This window comes from Haloarcula laminariae (assembly GCF_025457605.1).
Lineage (GTDB): Archaea > Halobacteriota > Halobacteria > Halobacteriales > Haloarculaceae > Haloarcula > Haloarcula laminariae.
This window is the reverse complement of sequence record NZ_JAMZFY010000002.1, coordinates 212,370-227,709: the sequence shown is the minus strand read 5'-3', so window position 1 is coordinate 227,709 and position 15,340 is coordinate 212,370. Positions and strand designations below refer to the sequence as shown.

The following is a 15,340-nucleotide window of genomic DNA, read 5'->3' as shown; positions in this document are numbered from 1 at the left end:
TCGTCAAGTTGTACCGTACCACAGTGTTCAAAACACGGTACCGAATCCCCGCCGGGATGTCCGCGCGAGTGAAGCGAGCGCGGTTCACCGGCATCGAGCGGAGCGAGATGCCGGCCTTTTTCATCGACGTTTTTCAAGGAGTGGTTCGCGTGGAGCGCGAACCCGACGCCGAAAAAGGTCGACGGGCACAGTGGGATTCGAACCCACGACCGTCGGATTAGAAGTCCGACGCTCTATCCGGGCTGAGCTATGTGCCCACACGGAGGACAAAACGGGGCACCGTCAAAAACCGTGCGAATCGGGCGGCTGCGTCGGACAGTTCGGGTAGCGCGTACGCCGGGGCACTGGCCCGGCGTGCGGGCAGATGGACCGCAGTCGAACGTGTCATCACTCTCCCGGCACCTCGACGTGGTGAAACTCGAAGCGGGCGCCGCCGGACTCGCTCTCGGTGACGGTGACGGCCCACTCGTGGGCGTCAGCGACAGTGCGGACGATAGCCATCCCCAGGCCGGTGCCGCCGTCGTCCGTGGTGTAGCCGTGGTCGAGGACGGCGTCGCGCTCGCTCTCGGGGATGCCGACGCCGTCGTCGGCGACGAAGAAGCCGTTATCGAGCGGGCCGACGGTGACAGTGAGCGCGCCGCCGTCGCCGATTGCGTCGGCGGCCTCGTCGGGGCGGCCGTGGTCTATCGAGTTCCGGAAGAGGTTCTCGAAGACGTGGAGCAGGTAGTCGCTGTCGGCGAGGATGATGTCGTTTTCGGGCACCCGGAGCGTGGCGCCGTCGGTGTCGACGTGCGCCCAGGCGGTGTGGGCGGCCCGGGCGACGTTGACCCGCTCCACGTCGAGGGTGTCGCGGTCGACGGCGGTCAGCTCCCTGAGGTCCTCGACCATCTCGCTCATCCGGCGGATGGCGCGGTCGATGTCGTCCAGCCGCGAGAGGTCCCCCGTCTCGCGGGCGAGTTCGACGTAGCCCGAGGCGACCTGGATGGGGTTGCGCAGGTCGTGTGAGACGTACTGGCCGAACTGGTCCAGCCGTTCGTTCTGGCGTTCGAGCTGCGCGGTGCGGACGCGGAGCTGCCCGCGCTGGCGGCGCTCCTCGGTGATGTCGCGGCCGACGACGACGGCGCCGGACGGCTCCCCGATGGAGTCGGTAATCGTCGAGACGCGGATGTCGTAAAAGCGCTGCTCGCCGTCTATCTCGCAGGCCAGGGTCGCGTCGTCGACGGCGTCGCCGGCCTGTTCGTAACAGGACAGGAGCGTCGGCCGAGCCGCGAAGACCTCGGCGGCGGGGGCGGTCGGGGCGTCGGCGTCGGGCGGGCGCCCCACCAGTCGGTTCCCCAGCGGGTTCGTGTAGCGAATCGTCCCCTCGCGGTCGACGACGTAGACGGCGTCGTCCATGCTCTCGATGACGGCCCGATGGGCCAGGGGCCGGCGGTCGAAGAAGAAGCCGTTGACGTACGACCAGCCGATAGGGAGGGCGGCGATAATGGCCCCGTAGCTGATGAGTTGGACGTTGGGCCAGGGGTTCAGCGCCGGTAGCAGCGCGGTGTGTTCCGAGAGAAAGAGGACGGCGAGGGCAAACTCGACGCAGCCGATGGCGGTCATCACGAGCAGCTGCGGGCGGTAACTGTCGAACGTCCGCTTCCAGGCCGAGACGATGACGACGTGGGCGGCAGCGACGACGCCGAAGATGTAGACGCAGTTGAGCCAGAACAGCGGGCCGAGGGTGAGTTCGAGCAGGAGGAGCGGTCCCATCGGGTCGAGCGAGAGCGCCGACCAGTACAGCCCGCCGGGGTTCAGGAGGACCAGGCCGACGAAGGCCAGTCCGGCGGCGGCGATGGGGCCCAGCAGCCGGCGGTCGAGCATCTCGTGGCGGTCGGTGTACCGGGCGGTAAAGAGCCAGAACGCCACGGCAAACAGCGGCCCCATCGCGTGGCGGGCGACGAACCAGGGGCGCTTGCCCGCCGCCGTGGGCACCAGCAGTTGCCCGACGTAGAGCGCCGTCCAGACCGCAAGCGCGACCAGCAACAGCGTGTAGGTCCGCGCGCCCCGCGTCTCGCGCTGGTGCCACGTCACCGCGGCGAGACACAGCGCGAGCGCCGTCGAGAGTCCCCCCAGCACCACGACGGGATGGGTGAGCGCGCTCATACGGCATTATTAGTCAACGAATATGAATTAGTTGCGACTTCGGAGCGCGGTGAGTTATCACCGGTTACCGAGCTAAACAACGGCACGATACCGGCGTATCGGGCGCCAGGGGCCGGTATACTGCGACGGTCGCGGGGACGAGACGGCCGAGGGTCAGCCGTCGAGTTCGACGTCCTCGTCGGTCGCCGCCTCGGTCGTGATGGCGATGGCGTCGGTCGTCTCGACGGCGTCGATACCGTCGATGGCACAGACGTCGGCTATCCCCTCGTGGGCCACCGAGACGGCGAGGTCGTCGAACTGGAGGCGGCGCTCGACAGTCGCGCCGGCCGCCTCGGCGGCCGCGGCCACGGCCTCGACGTCGGCGTCGTCGGCGGTCGTCAGCGCGAGCGCGACTGACTCGCCCTCGATGGGGTCCTCGCGGAGGCTCCTGACGGCACGGGAGACGTACATCACTCGGAGGAGGGGCCGCTGGGGCCTTGGTTGTGGCGCTTGGCGCCCTCCAGCCGGGATTCGGCGATGGCGAACGCGAGCGTGCTCGCGAGCCCCAGCAGCGTGCCGCCGGTGAGGACGACGGCGAGGTACTCCAGCGTGCGGCTGCCGAGGAAGAAGGCCGAGAGCCCGTGGAGCACGCCGCCGATGGCGAGCACGTAGAAGGGGGCGTTGAGATAGCGCCACTCGAAGACGCCGTGGAGGTACTCGTCCGTGACGCGGCCCAGACTGGAGGTGATACCCGCGGCGGCGAACCACTGGACGGCGCCGTTGACCAGCGACGCGAGCACCTCGACGGCCGAGAGGGGTTTGGGCTGGGCCTCGTAGGTGTTGACGCCGCTGACGCCGCCGATGGCGAGCAGGGCCGCGGCGACGACGTAGGTGATGATGGTGACGCGGCCGCCGTAAAAGCCCGACGTCGCGCGGCTGACGGCCTTGTCCAGGATGCGCTCGACGCCGAGCCCGCGCCCGAGGACGTACAGCCCGAGCAGCCCCGAGATGATGCCCAGCGCCGACCCCGGATAGCCGAGCGACTCGACGGCGATGGTCATCGGGTAGATGAGCAGGAGGATACCGAGCGGTACGAGAATCGTCCCGCGGGTCTCGGGGTCGTCGAGCACCTGCTTGATAGTGTAGTACATCGATTCGAGGTCCTGTGCCTGGCGGACGACGACGCGGCGCACGCCGTCGATGCGGATGCGCGAGCGGATGACCGGCACCACGGACTCGTCCTGGGCCCCGTCGGTGACGACCAGGGCCCGGACGTCCTCGCTCGCCGTCAGCGAGGCCAGCACGGTGTCGACCTCCTCGCCGACGGCCCGGTTTGCGGCCACGTCCCCGGCGTCGACGCCGGTGACGGCCGCGACCTCGACCGGCTCGTCGTCTATCTCGTCGGCGATGTGGACCCCCTCGAAGAGGACGTTCACGTCCGAGTCCTCCGGGTCCGCGCTGGCCAGTGCGACGGCTGCGTCGACGACGTTGTCGCGACCGACGACGGGCGTCTCGATGTCGGTCTTGCGACCGAGGTCGTCGTCCAGGTCCACACACAGCACCAGCAGCATTGGTCGGCTGTACGCCGGCGTCGTTTAACTGTCTTCGGGCGCGCCACGCGTTCGCATTCGCGACGCCGCGCCGCTCTGGACCGGCGACACGCCGACGGCGTGTCTATCTGACGTGGCCCGGGTCGGCCGGCCGGGCGTCGGCCGCGGCCGCGTCCCTGCCCAGCCGGGCGACCAGCGCGACGACCGGGAGAAGCAGGAGGGCCCCGACGACGAAGGGCGCCCAGTAGCCGACGCCGGCGTAGAGCCCGCCCATCACCGGCGGGCCGACGGTGCGGGCGAGGCTGCCCGCGCCCTGCGTGACGCCGAAGGCGCTCCCCTGCAGGTCCGCGCTGGCCCGCCGGGAGACCAGCGCCGTCAGCGTCACCGAGAGGACGCCGTTGCCGACCGGGAGCAGAGTCAACACCGCCAGCAGCCCCAGCAGGTCGGGCGTGAGGACGGGGACGAGCCCCGAGAGGTCCGGCAGCAGTCCGCCGAGCGGCCGGGAGAACGGGAGCAGGCCGGTGGCGACGGCGAGCAGCATCGCGCCCGCGACAGCCAGCGGGACCGGGCCGTAGCGAGCCGTCAGACGCCCGATGAGCACGCCCTGTGTGAGGACCGCGAGCAGCCCGATGTACGTGAGCAGCAGCGCGCTCTGGGCCGCCGTGTAGCCGTAGATGTCGGCGACGTAGGGGATGAACATGACCGTGACGCCCGAGAAGGCGACGGAGACGAGGAAGAAGGCGGTCAACAGCTCCCGCAGGCCCGGCGTAGCGACGGCGGCCCGGAGCTGGGCGACGGCGGAGGTGCGGTCGCCGCGGGGCGCTCCGCCGTCGGGCGTGCGGGACTCGGGCAGGAAGGCCAGCGCGACGACCACGCCACAGAGGCTGAAGAAGGCGGCCGCGAAGCTCGGCAGCGAGAAGCGGGTGATGGGAACGGCGGCGGGCGCGAGCGCGTCGACGGCGGCGATGGTCGCGTCGAAGCTCAACACTGCGCCGATGCCCGGCCCGAAGATGAACCCCAGCCCGAACGCGGCGCCGATGTAGCCGAGCGCCGTGGCCCGTCGCTCGGGCGGCGTCACGTCGGCGACGTAGGCCTGTGCCGTCGAGAGGTTCCCGCCCATCGCGCCGGCCAGCATCCGGGCGAGAAAGAGGAGCCACAGCGCCTCGGCCAGCCCGAAGACCGTCCAGGCGACGACGGAGCCAAGCAGCGAGACCACCAGCACCGGTCGGCGGCCGACGCGGTCCGACAGCGACCCCAGAAGCGGCGCGAAGACGAACTGCGTCGCCGAGTACGACGCCGCCAGCAGGCCGATGACGAACTCCGTCCCGCCCGGGAACGAGCGGGTGTAGTAGGGGAGGATGGGGATGATGATGCCGAAGCCGAGCAGGTCCAGAAAGACCACGGCCAGCACGATGGCGAGCCCGCGTCTGCGGGCGGCGGCGTCCATGCGGGTGCATGGGAGTGCTGTCGGAATAAGGCCGCGGGAAGGCGAGCGGTGGCGGGTACCGCTGCCGTCCCATGCCGACCCACACCACGGCCGGGACGATGCGCACGCTTTTTCCCGCTGGGCGCGGTTCTAGCCGTATACGATGATTTCCGAGGGCTGCGAACAGTGCGCCAAAGGCGGGAAGATGGTGCTGTTCGTCTACGGCTACTGCGACCAGCGGGACTGCTTCTACTGCCCCCTCGGGGAGAACCGCAAGAACGTCACCCAGATGTACGCCAACGAGCGTCCCGTCGAGGACGACAGCGACGTCATCGAGGAGGCAAAGCGCATGAGCGCGCTGGGGACCTCCATCACCGGCGGCGAGCCACAGGAGGTGCTCGACCGGACCTGTCACTACCTGGAACTGCTGAAAGACGAGTTCGGCGGGGACCACCACACCCACCTGTACACGGGTATCACCGGCGGCCGCGAGAACATGCGCCGGCTCTCCGAGGCGGGACTGGACGAGATTCGCTTCCACCCGCCCCTGGAACTGTGGGGCGACATGCACGGGACCGAGTGGGAGGAGATCCTCTATATCGCCCGCGAGGAGGGGCTGACGCCGGCCTTCGAGATTCCCGGTATCCGCGCCGAACCGGAGTTCCTGGAGTTCCTCGACGAGGGCGCCGCGGACTTCTGTAACATCAACGAGTTCGAGATGTCCGACGGGAACTACCGCCGGATGCAGGAGGAGGGGTTCGAGCTCAAGGAGGACCACATGAGCGCCGTCGAGGGCTCCCACGACATCCTCGAACAGATGGGCGACCACGAGAAGGTGTACTTCTGTACCAGCGTCTTCAAGGACGCCGCCCAGCACCGCTCCCGGCTCAAACGGATGGCCAAGAACATCCGCCGGGAGTTCGACGATGTCACCGAGGACGGCACGCTCGTCTACGGGAAGGCGTGGGTCGGCGAGGCCCGACTGAAAGAGCTGGGCGTCCCCGAGGAGTTCTACGCCGTCAAGAGCGACCACGTCGAGCTCGCCTGGTGGCTGCTGGAGGAGATGGTCGAGGACGGCGACGTGCCCAAGGGCGAACTCGTCGAGCAGTACCCGACCTACGACGGGACCGTAGTCGAACGGACTCCGCTGTCGGGCGGAACCGGTAGCGGCCGGGCGACCGCCGACGACTGATTGTACTGCGCTTCGTCGCCGTGAGCAGCGACTCGCGTACCGGGGGCGGGAGCAGTGGCCTTGATATGTTAGCGGTTCGTTACCTCGAAACGAACCCTCCATGAAACTCGCAATCGACAGCGGGAAGTTACTGTACGCCCTGGGCGTGGTCTTCGCCGCCGCGGCGCTCCTGTACTTCTCGCGCGACGTCGTGTTCACACTCTCGATTACGGTCAAGGCGGCGCTGTTGTTCCTGCTGTTCGTCGCCCTGTTCCTCGCCGGCCTCACGGTCAAGCGCGACGTACTGGACGTGGTGGCCTTCGCCCTGGCGGGGGTCAGCTACATCGTCTTCGTGGGCTACGTCGTCATCCGATACGGGCCGAGCGAGACGGGAACCTTCGCGCTGCTGGCGTTTTCGGCCGCCCTGTTCGTCGCACTGGGGTATCTGCTTCGGGAGGGGATAATAACAGTCCCGCGCCGGCAGGCCGTCGGCGTCGCGGTGGGACTCCTGCTCGTCAGCGTCGCGCTGGTCGGCGTCGACGCCGTCGGGGGCGACGTGACGTACGACCTGACGACAGAGTCGTCGGTCACCGTCCAACCGGTCGAAGATGGGCCAAACCCGTACGGAGAGCGGGAACGACGGGTCGGGACGCTGACAGCGAGTAACAACTTCGTCTTCACCCGGGCGCTCTCGCTCCCGTCGCTCAGTGGCTGTCTGGTCGGCGGCGACACCATGCCGGACCGCGAACCGTACCTCTCCTACGAGTACCCGGGCTACGCACAGCCCGACACCATCGCCGGCGACACCACGCGGACCTTCCCCATCGTCGCGGACCTCCAGATAGACCGCAACCGGACCGAGCCGATGACCTACGCCGTCGAGCGGGGCAGCGATTGCAGCGCCCAGCGCGACCGGCCGACGCTGCTGGTCTCGGTCGACAGCGAGGACCGACGGCTGGACTAGTAGCTGTACAGCGAGACCACGAAGGGGAGCTTGTTGTACATCCACACCGCCAGCGGGATGCCGACGATAGAGAGCGTCAGGGCGTAGGCGACGCCGGTCCAGAGGCCGCTGGCCCACCAGCCGACGAAGACGAACCACACCGCTCGCACGGGGACGGAGTACTGCGACCGGCGCTCGGCCCCGTCGACGAGCCGGTCGCGCTGCTTCAGCGAGAGGACGAACGGCACTTTGTTTATCATCTTGATACCCAGCGGGATGCCGACGATGGTGACGTTCAGGAACCAGGCGACGGAGAGCCAGAGGCCGGTCAGCCACCAGCCAACGAAGACGAACCAGACGGCGCGGACGAGCAGTGAGGGGGAGTCGCTCATACCGGGCAGTAGACGACCAGAGCGCATAAGCTTCCTGTCAGCTACGGCGGTAAACAGGCGAAATAGCCTCCGTTATTCCGGGGATACGACGGCGGTACGTACCGGATATAGAGAGATAAATACCTGTAATATCAACCATAATATAACGGCTTCGCACAGTCGCATCTGTGAGCTCGTTACGAGGAACGCTGGATATACGTGGGAGCTACGGAGCGAAGTTCGTACTCGCGCTCGTGACAGTCGCGCTGTTGACGAGCGGAATCGGTCTGACGATATACACGACCGTTGATGCGAAGATTACGACGGAGACCCAGCAGCATCTGACAGCGACCGCCGATAGCGAAGCGGACCAGTTACACAACTGGCACAAGCTGACCGACCAGCAGCTCGTTTCCGTCACGCGGACGGCGGCTGTTCGGTCGGGCGACGCGCACCAAACGTCAGATCTCCTCACCCGGATATCCGAGCGCGACGCGATTGCGGGGACCCATCTGGTGAATACGACATCGGGGACAGTGGTGGTCAGTACCGGCGACGGTACGGGTGTCACATCCGGTGGGACACTGGAGGCGAACGTCTCCGAACAGCTGAGAGCGACAGCAAATCGGGACGGAAGCCAGACCGGGACGACGTACTCGGACCCGTTCCGGACGGCGGACGGGACCCCCGCGGTCCTCGTCACGGCGACGACGCCCAGCCACGACAGTCGGGTGGTCCTCGCGGTCGTGGACCTGGCCCGACTCTCCGAACAGACCGTCGGGACGCACGAGGAAAACGAGTTGCAAACGACGGTAACGGTCGTCAACGCCAGCGGGACGGTCATCCTATCGTCAGACCGGGAGACGCTGCTCACCCGGGACCCAATCGGTGCGAATCTCGGCCAAGAGGCGTCCGGCTTCCACACCGAGACGGCCGGGGAAGACGTGGCTGTCGCGCACGCGCAGGTCAGCGAGATGCCGTGGGTCGTAACCAACAGACAGCCGACATCGGAGGCGTACGCGCTCCGAAACACCGTCTCCAGGCAGATACTCGGGTTGGTCGGTGCGCTGTTAGTGGGTCTCGCTGCTATCGGCGTGACTATCGGCCGGAACACGATTCGGTCGGTCAACGACCTCGCCGAGAAGACGGAGACACTCCGTGACGGGGACCTCGACAGCGCCATCGAGAGTAGCCGGCGGGACGAGTTCGGGGCCGTGTACACCGGTCTCGACGAGATGCGCCGGTCCCTCGGGGAGAAAATCGACGAGGCGGAGGTCGAACGCGAGCGGGCCGAGGACGCGCGTTCGAACGCCGAGCAGGCCCGTGAGGAGGCGGTAGAACTGAACGAGCGACTGGAATCACAGGCCGGCCAGTACAGCGAGGTAATGGCGGCCTGTGCCGACGGTGACCTCACCCGGCGGCTGCCGACCGACGCCGAGACGGACGCGATGTCCCGAATCGCGACCGCGTACAACGAGATGATGGACGAGTGGGAGGCGACCATCCACGAGGTGCGGTCGTTCAGCGAGGCCGTCCAGTCGGCGAGCAGCGACGTCTCGGCCACCGTCGCGTCGGTCCACGACCACAGCGAAGCCGCCCGAAGCGCCGTCGTCGAGATGGCCGACGAGGCCGACCACCAGTCAGAGGAGCTCCAGACCGTCTGGAGCGAGATGGAGTCGCTCTCGGCGACCGTCGAGGAGATGGCCTCGACCGCCGACACGGTCCGGCGGCGCGCCGACGAGGCGCTCGACCGGAGTCGCGAGGGACGAACCGCCGCAACCAGCGCGGCCGACACGCTCGACGAGATAGCGGCCTCGACCGACCAGGCCGTCGCGGAGGTCGAGCAACTGGACGCGGCGATGAGCGACATCGAGACAGTCACAAACCTCATCTCCGATATCGCCGACCAGACGACGATGCTGGCGCTCAACGCCAACATCGAGGCGGCCCGTGCGGAGACAGACGGCGACGGGTTCGCCGTCGTCGCCGACGAGGTGAAGACCCTGGCCGACCGGACGGTCGAGGCGACTGGGGACATCGAGTCGTCCATCGAACGGATGCGCGGGCAGGTCGAGCGAACCGTCGAGGAGATGCACGAGGCCCAGCGCAAAGTCGACACCGGGACGGAGACGGTCGGTGACGCCCTGACCGCGTTCGACGGTATCGTGGACGACATCGAAGCGGCGACGAGCGGAATGCGGGAGATAGACGGCGTGACCGACGAACAGGCCGGCTCCACGCAGGAAGTCGTTTCGATGGTCGAGACGGTCGGCGACATCAGCGACCGGACCGCCGAGCAGGCCGGACGGGTCGCCGACACCACGACCGAACAGGCGAGCGCCGTCGAACGCGTCGAATCGGACGTGGAACAGCTCTCGGAGCGGGCGAGCGAACTCACGCAGTTGCTGGCGACGTTCGAAATCGACGGGACGACAACCGCCGAGACAGACGTGTTCGACCCGGCCGCGGCCGAGACGGGCCCGGAGGCGGCAACGGTCGACGGAGACGGCACCGACGAGTCTACCCGGATAGTCGGTGACGGGAGCGGCGACTGAACCGCGCCACTGGTCGCGCGGAGACTACTCCTCGAAGACGAACGTCCCGTCCTCCTGGACGCGTTCGCCGTCCACCTCGATAAAGGAGTCCTCGGACATGTCCACTATCATGTCGACGTGGACCGCGGAGTCGTTCTGCTCGTTGTCCTCGCCGACGGTGTCCTCGTAGGCCCGCCCGACGGCCATGTGGACGGTGTCGCCCATCTTCTCGTCGAACAGCATGTTGTAGGTGAAACGGTCGATGGCGCGGTTCATCCCGATGCCGAGTTCGCCCAGGCGGCTCGCGCCCTCGTCGGTGTCGAGCACTTCCGACAGGAGGGCCTCGTTCTTGCCGGCGCTGTGCTCAACGACTTCGCCGGCCTCGAAGCGGAGGAACACGTCGGTAACCTCCCGTCCCTGGTGGTAGAGTGGCTTGTCGAACAGCACCTCGCCCTCGACGCTGTCGGCCACGGGCGCGGTGAACACCTCGCCGCCGGGGAGGTTCTTCTCGCCGTAGTCGTTGAGCGTCGGGTTGCCGGCGACGGACATCGTCACGTCGGTGGTCTCGCCGGAGACGATGCGGACCTCGTCGGCGGGGTCGAGGATGTCGACCATCTGGGACTGGTGTTCACGGACCGCGTCCCAGTCCTTGTTGACGGCGTCCCAGACGAAGTCCTCGTAGGCCTCGGTGGACATGCCCGCCAGCTGGGCGTTGGCCGCGGCGGGGTACTGCGTGAGACACCACGGCTTCGAGAGCCGCTCGGAGAGCAGCGGTTGCATCGCCTGCTGGTAGGCGGCGTTGGTCTCGGGGTCGACGTCGCTGGTCTCGGTGACGTTCGCGTTCGCCCGGATGGCGATGTACTTGTCCATGGCCTCGTACAGCGCCTCCATGTGGCCGGGCGTCTCGAACTCCTCGCGGTTCCGGAGGAAGGCCCGCTGGTAGCGCTCGCCCAGGCGGTCCTGGACGACCAGCGGGTTCGCGCCGCGGTCGGCGGCGAGTTCGTGGAGCGCGACGACGAGGTCCTCGGCGACGGGGTGGGCGTCGATGACGAGGTCGTCGCCGGCCTCCAGGTCGATGGAGTGGTCGACGATGACGGACGCGTGTTCGCGGATTCGCGGGTCCATACGTGTGAGTCCGGCGACGGGCCCAAACCGTTTTCGACGGCGGCTACTTCTCGCGGTCGCCCCGCATCCCCTCTTTGAACCCGAGGATGGTCCGGCGGACCATCAGGTACATGAAGAAGAAAAAGCCCAGGACGAGGGCCAGAAGCACCCAGGTGAGCAGCCCGACCTCTATCATAGCCGGCGGTTGACGGCCACCGGACAAAGAGGTTTCGGGGAGCGCCCCGGGGCCGTCTCTCAGCGCGGCCGCGTGACCGTCTCGAAGCTCTCGCCGTCGGGCGAACGCAGTCGGACCCGGAGGGTGCCGTCTTCCGTGTCGAGTTCGGCGTGTGCCGGGCGGTAGCGGCGCGGGTCGGCGTAGCTCCCGGGATTGACCAGCAGGCGGCCGTCCAGCTCGCCGATTTCGGGGCGGTGGGAGTGGCCGACGACGACGATGTCGGCGGCTTCCTGTCGGGCCAGCACGCCGAGTGCGGTGTCGGAGTGTCGGTGCCCGTGGACCACGAGAATCTGGTAGCCGTTCCACTCGACGGACGCCTCGGTCGGCAGTCGCTCGCGAAGCGCCGGGCGTTCGTTGTTGCCGGCGACGGCGGTGAGCGCGCTCGCTTCGGCGTCGATGGCGTCGTAGACGGCTTTGGTCGTGAAATCGCCGGCGTGGACGACGCGGTCGGCGTCCCGGACCGCATCGAGCGTGCGCCCGGTCAGACGGTGCTCGTCGGTGCCGTGGGTGTCGGAGATGACGGTGAGCATGCGCTTCCTTTCGGCTGGAGACGTAAATCCAGAACCACTTTCACTCGTCCTCGTGAGTCGGGAGTAATGGCAGGCAGCAAATCAGTCGTCATGGCCGCGCTCGTCGCCAACGGAGCCATTGCCATCCTGAAGTTCTTCGGCTTCCTGCTGACGGGGAGCGCCGCGATGCTCTCGGAGACCTACCACTCCATCTCCGACACCGGCAACCAGGTGTTCCTCCTCATCGGTATCCGGTTTTCGGGCCGGGAGGCCGACCGACAGCACCCCTTCGGCTACGGCAAGTCGCAGTTCTTCTACAGCTTTCTCGTCTCCGTGTTCCTGTTCGGCATCGCGGGCTGGGAGAGCCTGAAACACGGGTACAACGAACTGACGGCCCACGGCGGCCACGCCGGCCCCGAGGCGGGCGAGGCCGTCGAGTTCCTCTTTCTCAGCTTCACGCCGCCGGCGTGGCTCGACCCGCTGTGGGTCAACTACACCGTCCTGCTGGGGGCCTTCGCCTTCGAGACCTACGCGCTGATAAAGGCCCGCGCGGAGATGCAACGCCAGATGGACCGCAACGACTGGGACAGTTACCGCGAGGCGTTCCGCAAGACCAGCGACGTGACCACCCTGACCGCGCTGACCGAGGACACCATCGCACTCGTGGGTATCATCATCGCGCTGGTCGGGCTCGTCCTCGCACAGATGACCGACAACCCCGTCTACGACCAGATTTCGGCGGTCCTCATCGGCGTCATGCTGATGGGCTTTGCGCTGGCGCTGGCCTGGGAGAACAAGCGGCTCCTGCTTGGCGAGAGCCTCCCGGCCGACGAGGGCAAGCGCCTCCGTGACATCATCACCGCCAACGAGCACGTCGACTCCATCGTCGACTTCCGGACGGTGTATTTCGGCCCCAACGAGGTAATCGTCTCGGCGGACATCGCCTTTGTCGACGGGCTCGAAACCGGGGCGATGGACGACGCGATAACGGCTATCGAAGACGAGTTGACGGCCGCGAACGGCGACATCCGGAAAGTGTACATCGAGCCGGAAGCGGCCTGAACTGCCGCCGTCCCGAGCCGAACCCTTTTGCCCGAGAACGGCCAACCCATCTCCAGTGACGACCGACGACGGCTATCTGCGCTTTTTCCCCTACGACGAGCCCTACGACCACCAGCGGGAGGCGATGGCCACCATCTACGAGGCCCTCGACGAGGGCGACGACGTCCTCTTCGAGGGGGCCTGCGGGACGGGGAAGACGCTCGCCTCGCTCGTGCCGGCGCTGGAACACGCCCGCGAGACCGGCAAGACCGTCGTCATCACGACCAACGTCCACCAGCAGATGCGCCAGTTCGTCGAGGACGCCCGCGCGATAACCCAGCAGGAGCGACTGCGCGCGGTCGTCTTCCGCGGAAAGGGGTCGATGTGTCACATCGATGTAGACTACGAGGAGTGTCAGGCGCTGCGGGACACCACGCGGGAACTCGTCGACGTCGAGACCGACATCGCCCAGCTTGAGGACCGCGAGGGGGAGCTGCTGGCGGCGGGCCAAGAGGGTGACAGCGAGGCGATGGAGGCCAGAAACGCCGTCGTCGAGGAGCTGCGGGACCTCCAAGAGGAGATGGAGGAACTCGAAACCGAGCGCTCGACGTGTGACCACTACTACCGCAACCTCACCGTCGACACCAGCGACTTCTACGCCTGGCTCTACGACGACGTGCGCACGCCCGACGACGTCTACGAGTACGCCGGCGACCGCGGCATGTGTGGCTACGAGCTGCTCAAGGAGGGGATGGAGGGCGTCGACCTCGTCGTCTGCAACTACCACCACCTGCTGGACCCGACCATCCGCGAGCAGTTCTTCCGCTGGATCGGCCGGGACCCCGAGGACATCATCGCCGTCTTCGACGAGGCCCACAACGTCGAGTCCGCGGCGCGGGACCACGCCCGACGGACCCTCACCGAGAACACGCTCGACCAGGCGATAGAGGAGCTGTCGGGCGTCGAGGACGCCCGCGCGGAGAACGCCGTGAACGTGCTGGGGACGTTCCGGGACGCGCTGGCCGAGACCTACGAGGACAGCTTCGGCTTCGGCGACCGCGAGGCCGTCGACGAACACTGGGACGACATCACTATCGCCAACGACGACCGGAAGGACGACCTGACGCTCGCGTTCTTCCGGAACTACAGCGGGCCGGGCTTTCACGAGGAGGTCGACCACGCGCTGGACCTGGGGCGGGAACTGGACGAGCGCTACGAGGAGCAGTTCAAGGAGGGGGAGCTGGACACCCGCAAGGAGTGCCAGACGCTCCAGGCCGCCGGCTTTCTGTCCGACTGGCTCTCGGAGTCGGACGCCACGGGGCAGTACCCCGTCGTCAGCGTCCGCCGGGACGAATCCTCGGGCGAGGTCTACGGCCGCGCCGAACTCTACACCTGCATCCCCGAGCGGGTGACCCGCGAGCTGTTCGACGACTTACACGCCGCCGTCCTGATGAGCGCGACGCTGCGCCCGTTCGACGTGACCGAGGACGTCGTCGGGCTGGACGACCCCGTGACGATGGCCTACGGCGACCAGTTCCCCGAGGAGCGCCGGCGGACCTACGCCGTCTCCGGGCCCGCGCTGTTTTCCAGCGAACGCGACGACCCCGAGACCCAGCGGACGATAGCGCGGACGCTCGAAGACATCATCCGCTTTACGCCGGGCAACACGCTCGTGTTCTGCCCCTCCTACAGCGAGGCCGAACGCTACCACCAGATGGTCGCCGTCAGCGGGACCCGCTACCTGGACGAACCGGGCAAGCAAGCCCGCGACCTGCGGTCGGCTTTCACCGACGACGACGGCGCCGTTCTCTTTACCTCGCTGTGGGGCACCCTGGGCGAGGGCGTGAGCTACGACGGCGACGACGCCCGGACCGTCGTCGTCCTCGGGGTCCCCTACCCCCACCTCGACGACCGGATGGAGGCGGTTCAGGACGCCTACCAGACCGCGTTCGGGGAGACCGACCACGGGAAACCCGTCGACGGCGATGACGCCGGCTGGCGCTACGCCGTCGAGATACCCACCGTCCGCAAGACCCGCCAGGCCGTCGGCCGGGTAGTCCGCTCGCCCGAGGACTTCGGCGCGCGCATCCTGCTGGACAAGCGCTACACCGAGGCCGCCGAGATGGAGATGCACGACTACGCCGTCCGGGGGCGATTCCCGCCCGAGGAGCGCACGGAGATGGTCGACATCGGCCCCGAGAAACTCAAGTTCGCGCTGCTGAACTTCTATCAGGACATGGACGCCTACGACGGCCCGCCGCCGAAGCCGTAGTCGCCCCCGACGAGCCGAGCGCCATTTTTCATCTTGTTTCCATAGTAAATATTAATACAG

General features: G+C 67.5%; 13 protein-coding genes and 1 tRNA gene. 5 read left to right on the top strand and 9 right to left on the bottom strand.

Features of this window, described 5'->3' with window-relative positions; all coding sequences use genetic code 11:
- Positions 1 to 182 precede the first annotated feature (182 nt).
- The 5 genes from NJQ98_RS12655 to NJQ98_RS12635 form a co-directional block, all read right to left on the bottom strand.
- Positions 183 to 257, bottom strand: a tRNA-Arg gene (locus NJQ98_RS12655).
- A gap of 130 nt (positions 258 to 387) precedes the next feature.
- Positions 388 to 2,145: a sensor histidine kinase gene (locus NJQ98_RS12650; protein ID WP_262179212.1), complete on the bottom strand. Its 1,758-nt coding sequence runs from the start codon at positions 2,143 to 2,145 to the stop codon at positions 388 to 390.
- 153 nt (positions 2,146 to 2,298) lie between these two features.
- Positions 2,299 to 2,595 (bottom strand): hypothetical protein, encoded by a 297-nt coding sequence (locus NJQ98_RS12645; protein WP_262179210.1) that lies wholly within the window; start codon positions 2,593 to 2,595, stop codon positions 2,299 to 2,301.
- Positions 2,595 to 3,695, bottom strand: a complete 1,101-nt coding sequence (locus NJQ98_RS12640) for a DUF373 family protein (RefSeq protein ID WP_262179207.1) — start codon at positions 3,693 to 3,695, stop codon at positions 2,595 to 2,597. The genes NJQ98_RS12645 and NJQ98_RS12640 overlap by 1 nt, the downstream gene beginning before the upstream one ends.
- 103 nt (positions 3,696 to 3,798) lie before the next feature.
- Positions 3,799 to 5,121 carry an MFS transporter gene (locus tag NJQ98_RS12635; RefSeq protein WP_262179205.1) on the bottom strand — a complete coding sequence of 441 codons (1,323 nt, stop codon included), beginning with the start codon at positions 5,119 to 5,121 and terminating at the stop codon, positions 3,799 to 3,801.
- A 142-nt stretch (positions 5,122 to 5,263) separates the two neighbouring features.
- Here NJQ98_RS12635 and NJQ98_RS12630 point away from each other — a divergent pair, with 142 nt between their 5' ends.
- Together NJQ98_RS12630 and NJQ98_RS12625 are read left to right on the top strand one after the other, a co-directional pair.
- The gene (locus NJQ98_RS12630) at positions 5,264 to 6,292 is read left to right on the top strand and encodes a radical SAM protein (protein WP_262179203.1); all 1,029 of its coding nucleotides are present in this window, start codon (positions 5,264 to 5,266) and stop codon (positions 6,290 to 6,292) included.
- A gap of 100 nt (positions 6,293 to 6,392) precedes the next feature.
- Complete coding sequence (locus NJQ98_RS12625) at positions 6,393 to 7,235, top strand: DUF1109 domain-containing protein (RefSeq protein ID WP_262179201.1); 843 nt, start codon at positions 6,393 to 6,395, stop codon at positions 7,233 to 7,235.
- On the opposite strand, the gene NJQ98_RS12620 is transcribed toward NJQ98_RS12625, so the two are convergent.
- Positions 7,232 to 7,606 (bottom strand): YccF domain-containing protein, encoded by a 375-nt coding sequence (locus NJQ98_RS12620; protein WP_262179199.1) that lies wholly within the window; start codon positions 7,604 to 7,606, stop codon positions 7,232 to 7,234. The two genes, NJQ98_RS12625 and NJQ98_RS12620, sit on opposite strands and share 4 nt — an antisense overlap.
- 167 nt (positions 7,607 to 7,773) lie before the next feature.
- Between NJQ98_RS12620 and NJQ98_RS12615 the strand changes: the two genes are divergently transcribed.
- Positions 7,774 to 10,140 (top strand): methyl-accepting chemotaxis protein, encoded by a 2,367-nt coding sequence (locus NJQ98_RS12615; protein WP_262179197.1) that lies wholly within the window; start codon positions 7,774 to 7,776, stop codon positions 10,138 to 10,140.
- A 24-nt stretch (positions 10,141 to 10,164) separates the two neighbouring features.
- On the opposite strand, the gene NJQ98_RS12610 is transcribed toward NJQ98_RS12615, so the two are convergent.
- Genes NJQ98_RS12610 through NJQ98_RS12600 form a run of 3 tightly spaced genes read right to left on the bottom strand, consistent with a single transcriptional unit; the run spans position 10,165 to position 11,988 of the window.
- The gene (locus NJQ98_RS12610) at positions 10,165 to 11,244 is read right to left on the bottom strand and encodes an aminopeptidase (RefSeq protein ID WP_262179195.1); all 1,080 of its coding nucleotides are present in this window, start codon (positions 11,242 to 11,244) and stop codon (positions 10,165 to 10,167) included.
- Positions 11,245 to 11,287: 43 nt separating this feature from the next.
- Positions 11,288 to 11,419 carry a DUF7859 family protein gene (locus NJQ98_RS12605; protein ID WP_262179193.1) on the bottom strand — a complete coding sequence of 44 codons (132 nt, stop codon included), beginning with the start codon at positions 11,417 to 11,419 and terminating at the stop codon, positions 11,288 to 11,290.
- Positions 11,420 to 11,478: 59 nt separating this feature from the next.
- Complete coding sequence (locus tag NJQ98_RS12600) at positions 11,479 to 11,988, bottom strand: metallophosphoesterase (protein ID WP_262179191.1); 510 nt, start codon at positions 11,986 to 11,988, stop codon at positions 11,479 to 11,481.
- Between the two features lie 66 nt (positions 11,989 to 12,054).
- Between NJQ98_RS12600 and NJQ98_RS12595 the strand changes: the two genes are divergently transcribed.
- The gene (locus tag NJQ98_RS12595) at positions 12,055 to 13,029 is read left to right on the top strand and encodes a cation diffusion facilitator family transporter (RefSeq protein WP_262179189.1); all 975 of its coding nucleotides are present in this window, start codon (positions 12,055 to 12,057) and stop codon (positions 13,027 to 13,029) included.
- A 55-nt stretch (positions 13,030 to 13,084) separates the two neighbouring features.
- Positions 13,085 to 15,280: an ATP-dependent DNA helicase gene (locus NJQ98_RS12590; protein ID WP_262179188.1), complete on the top strand. Its 2,196-nt coding sequence runs from the start codon at positions 13,085 to 13,087 to the stop codon at positions 15,278 to 15,280.
- Positions 15,281 to 15,340 lie beyond the last annotated feature (60 nt).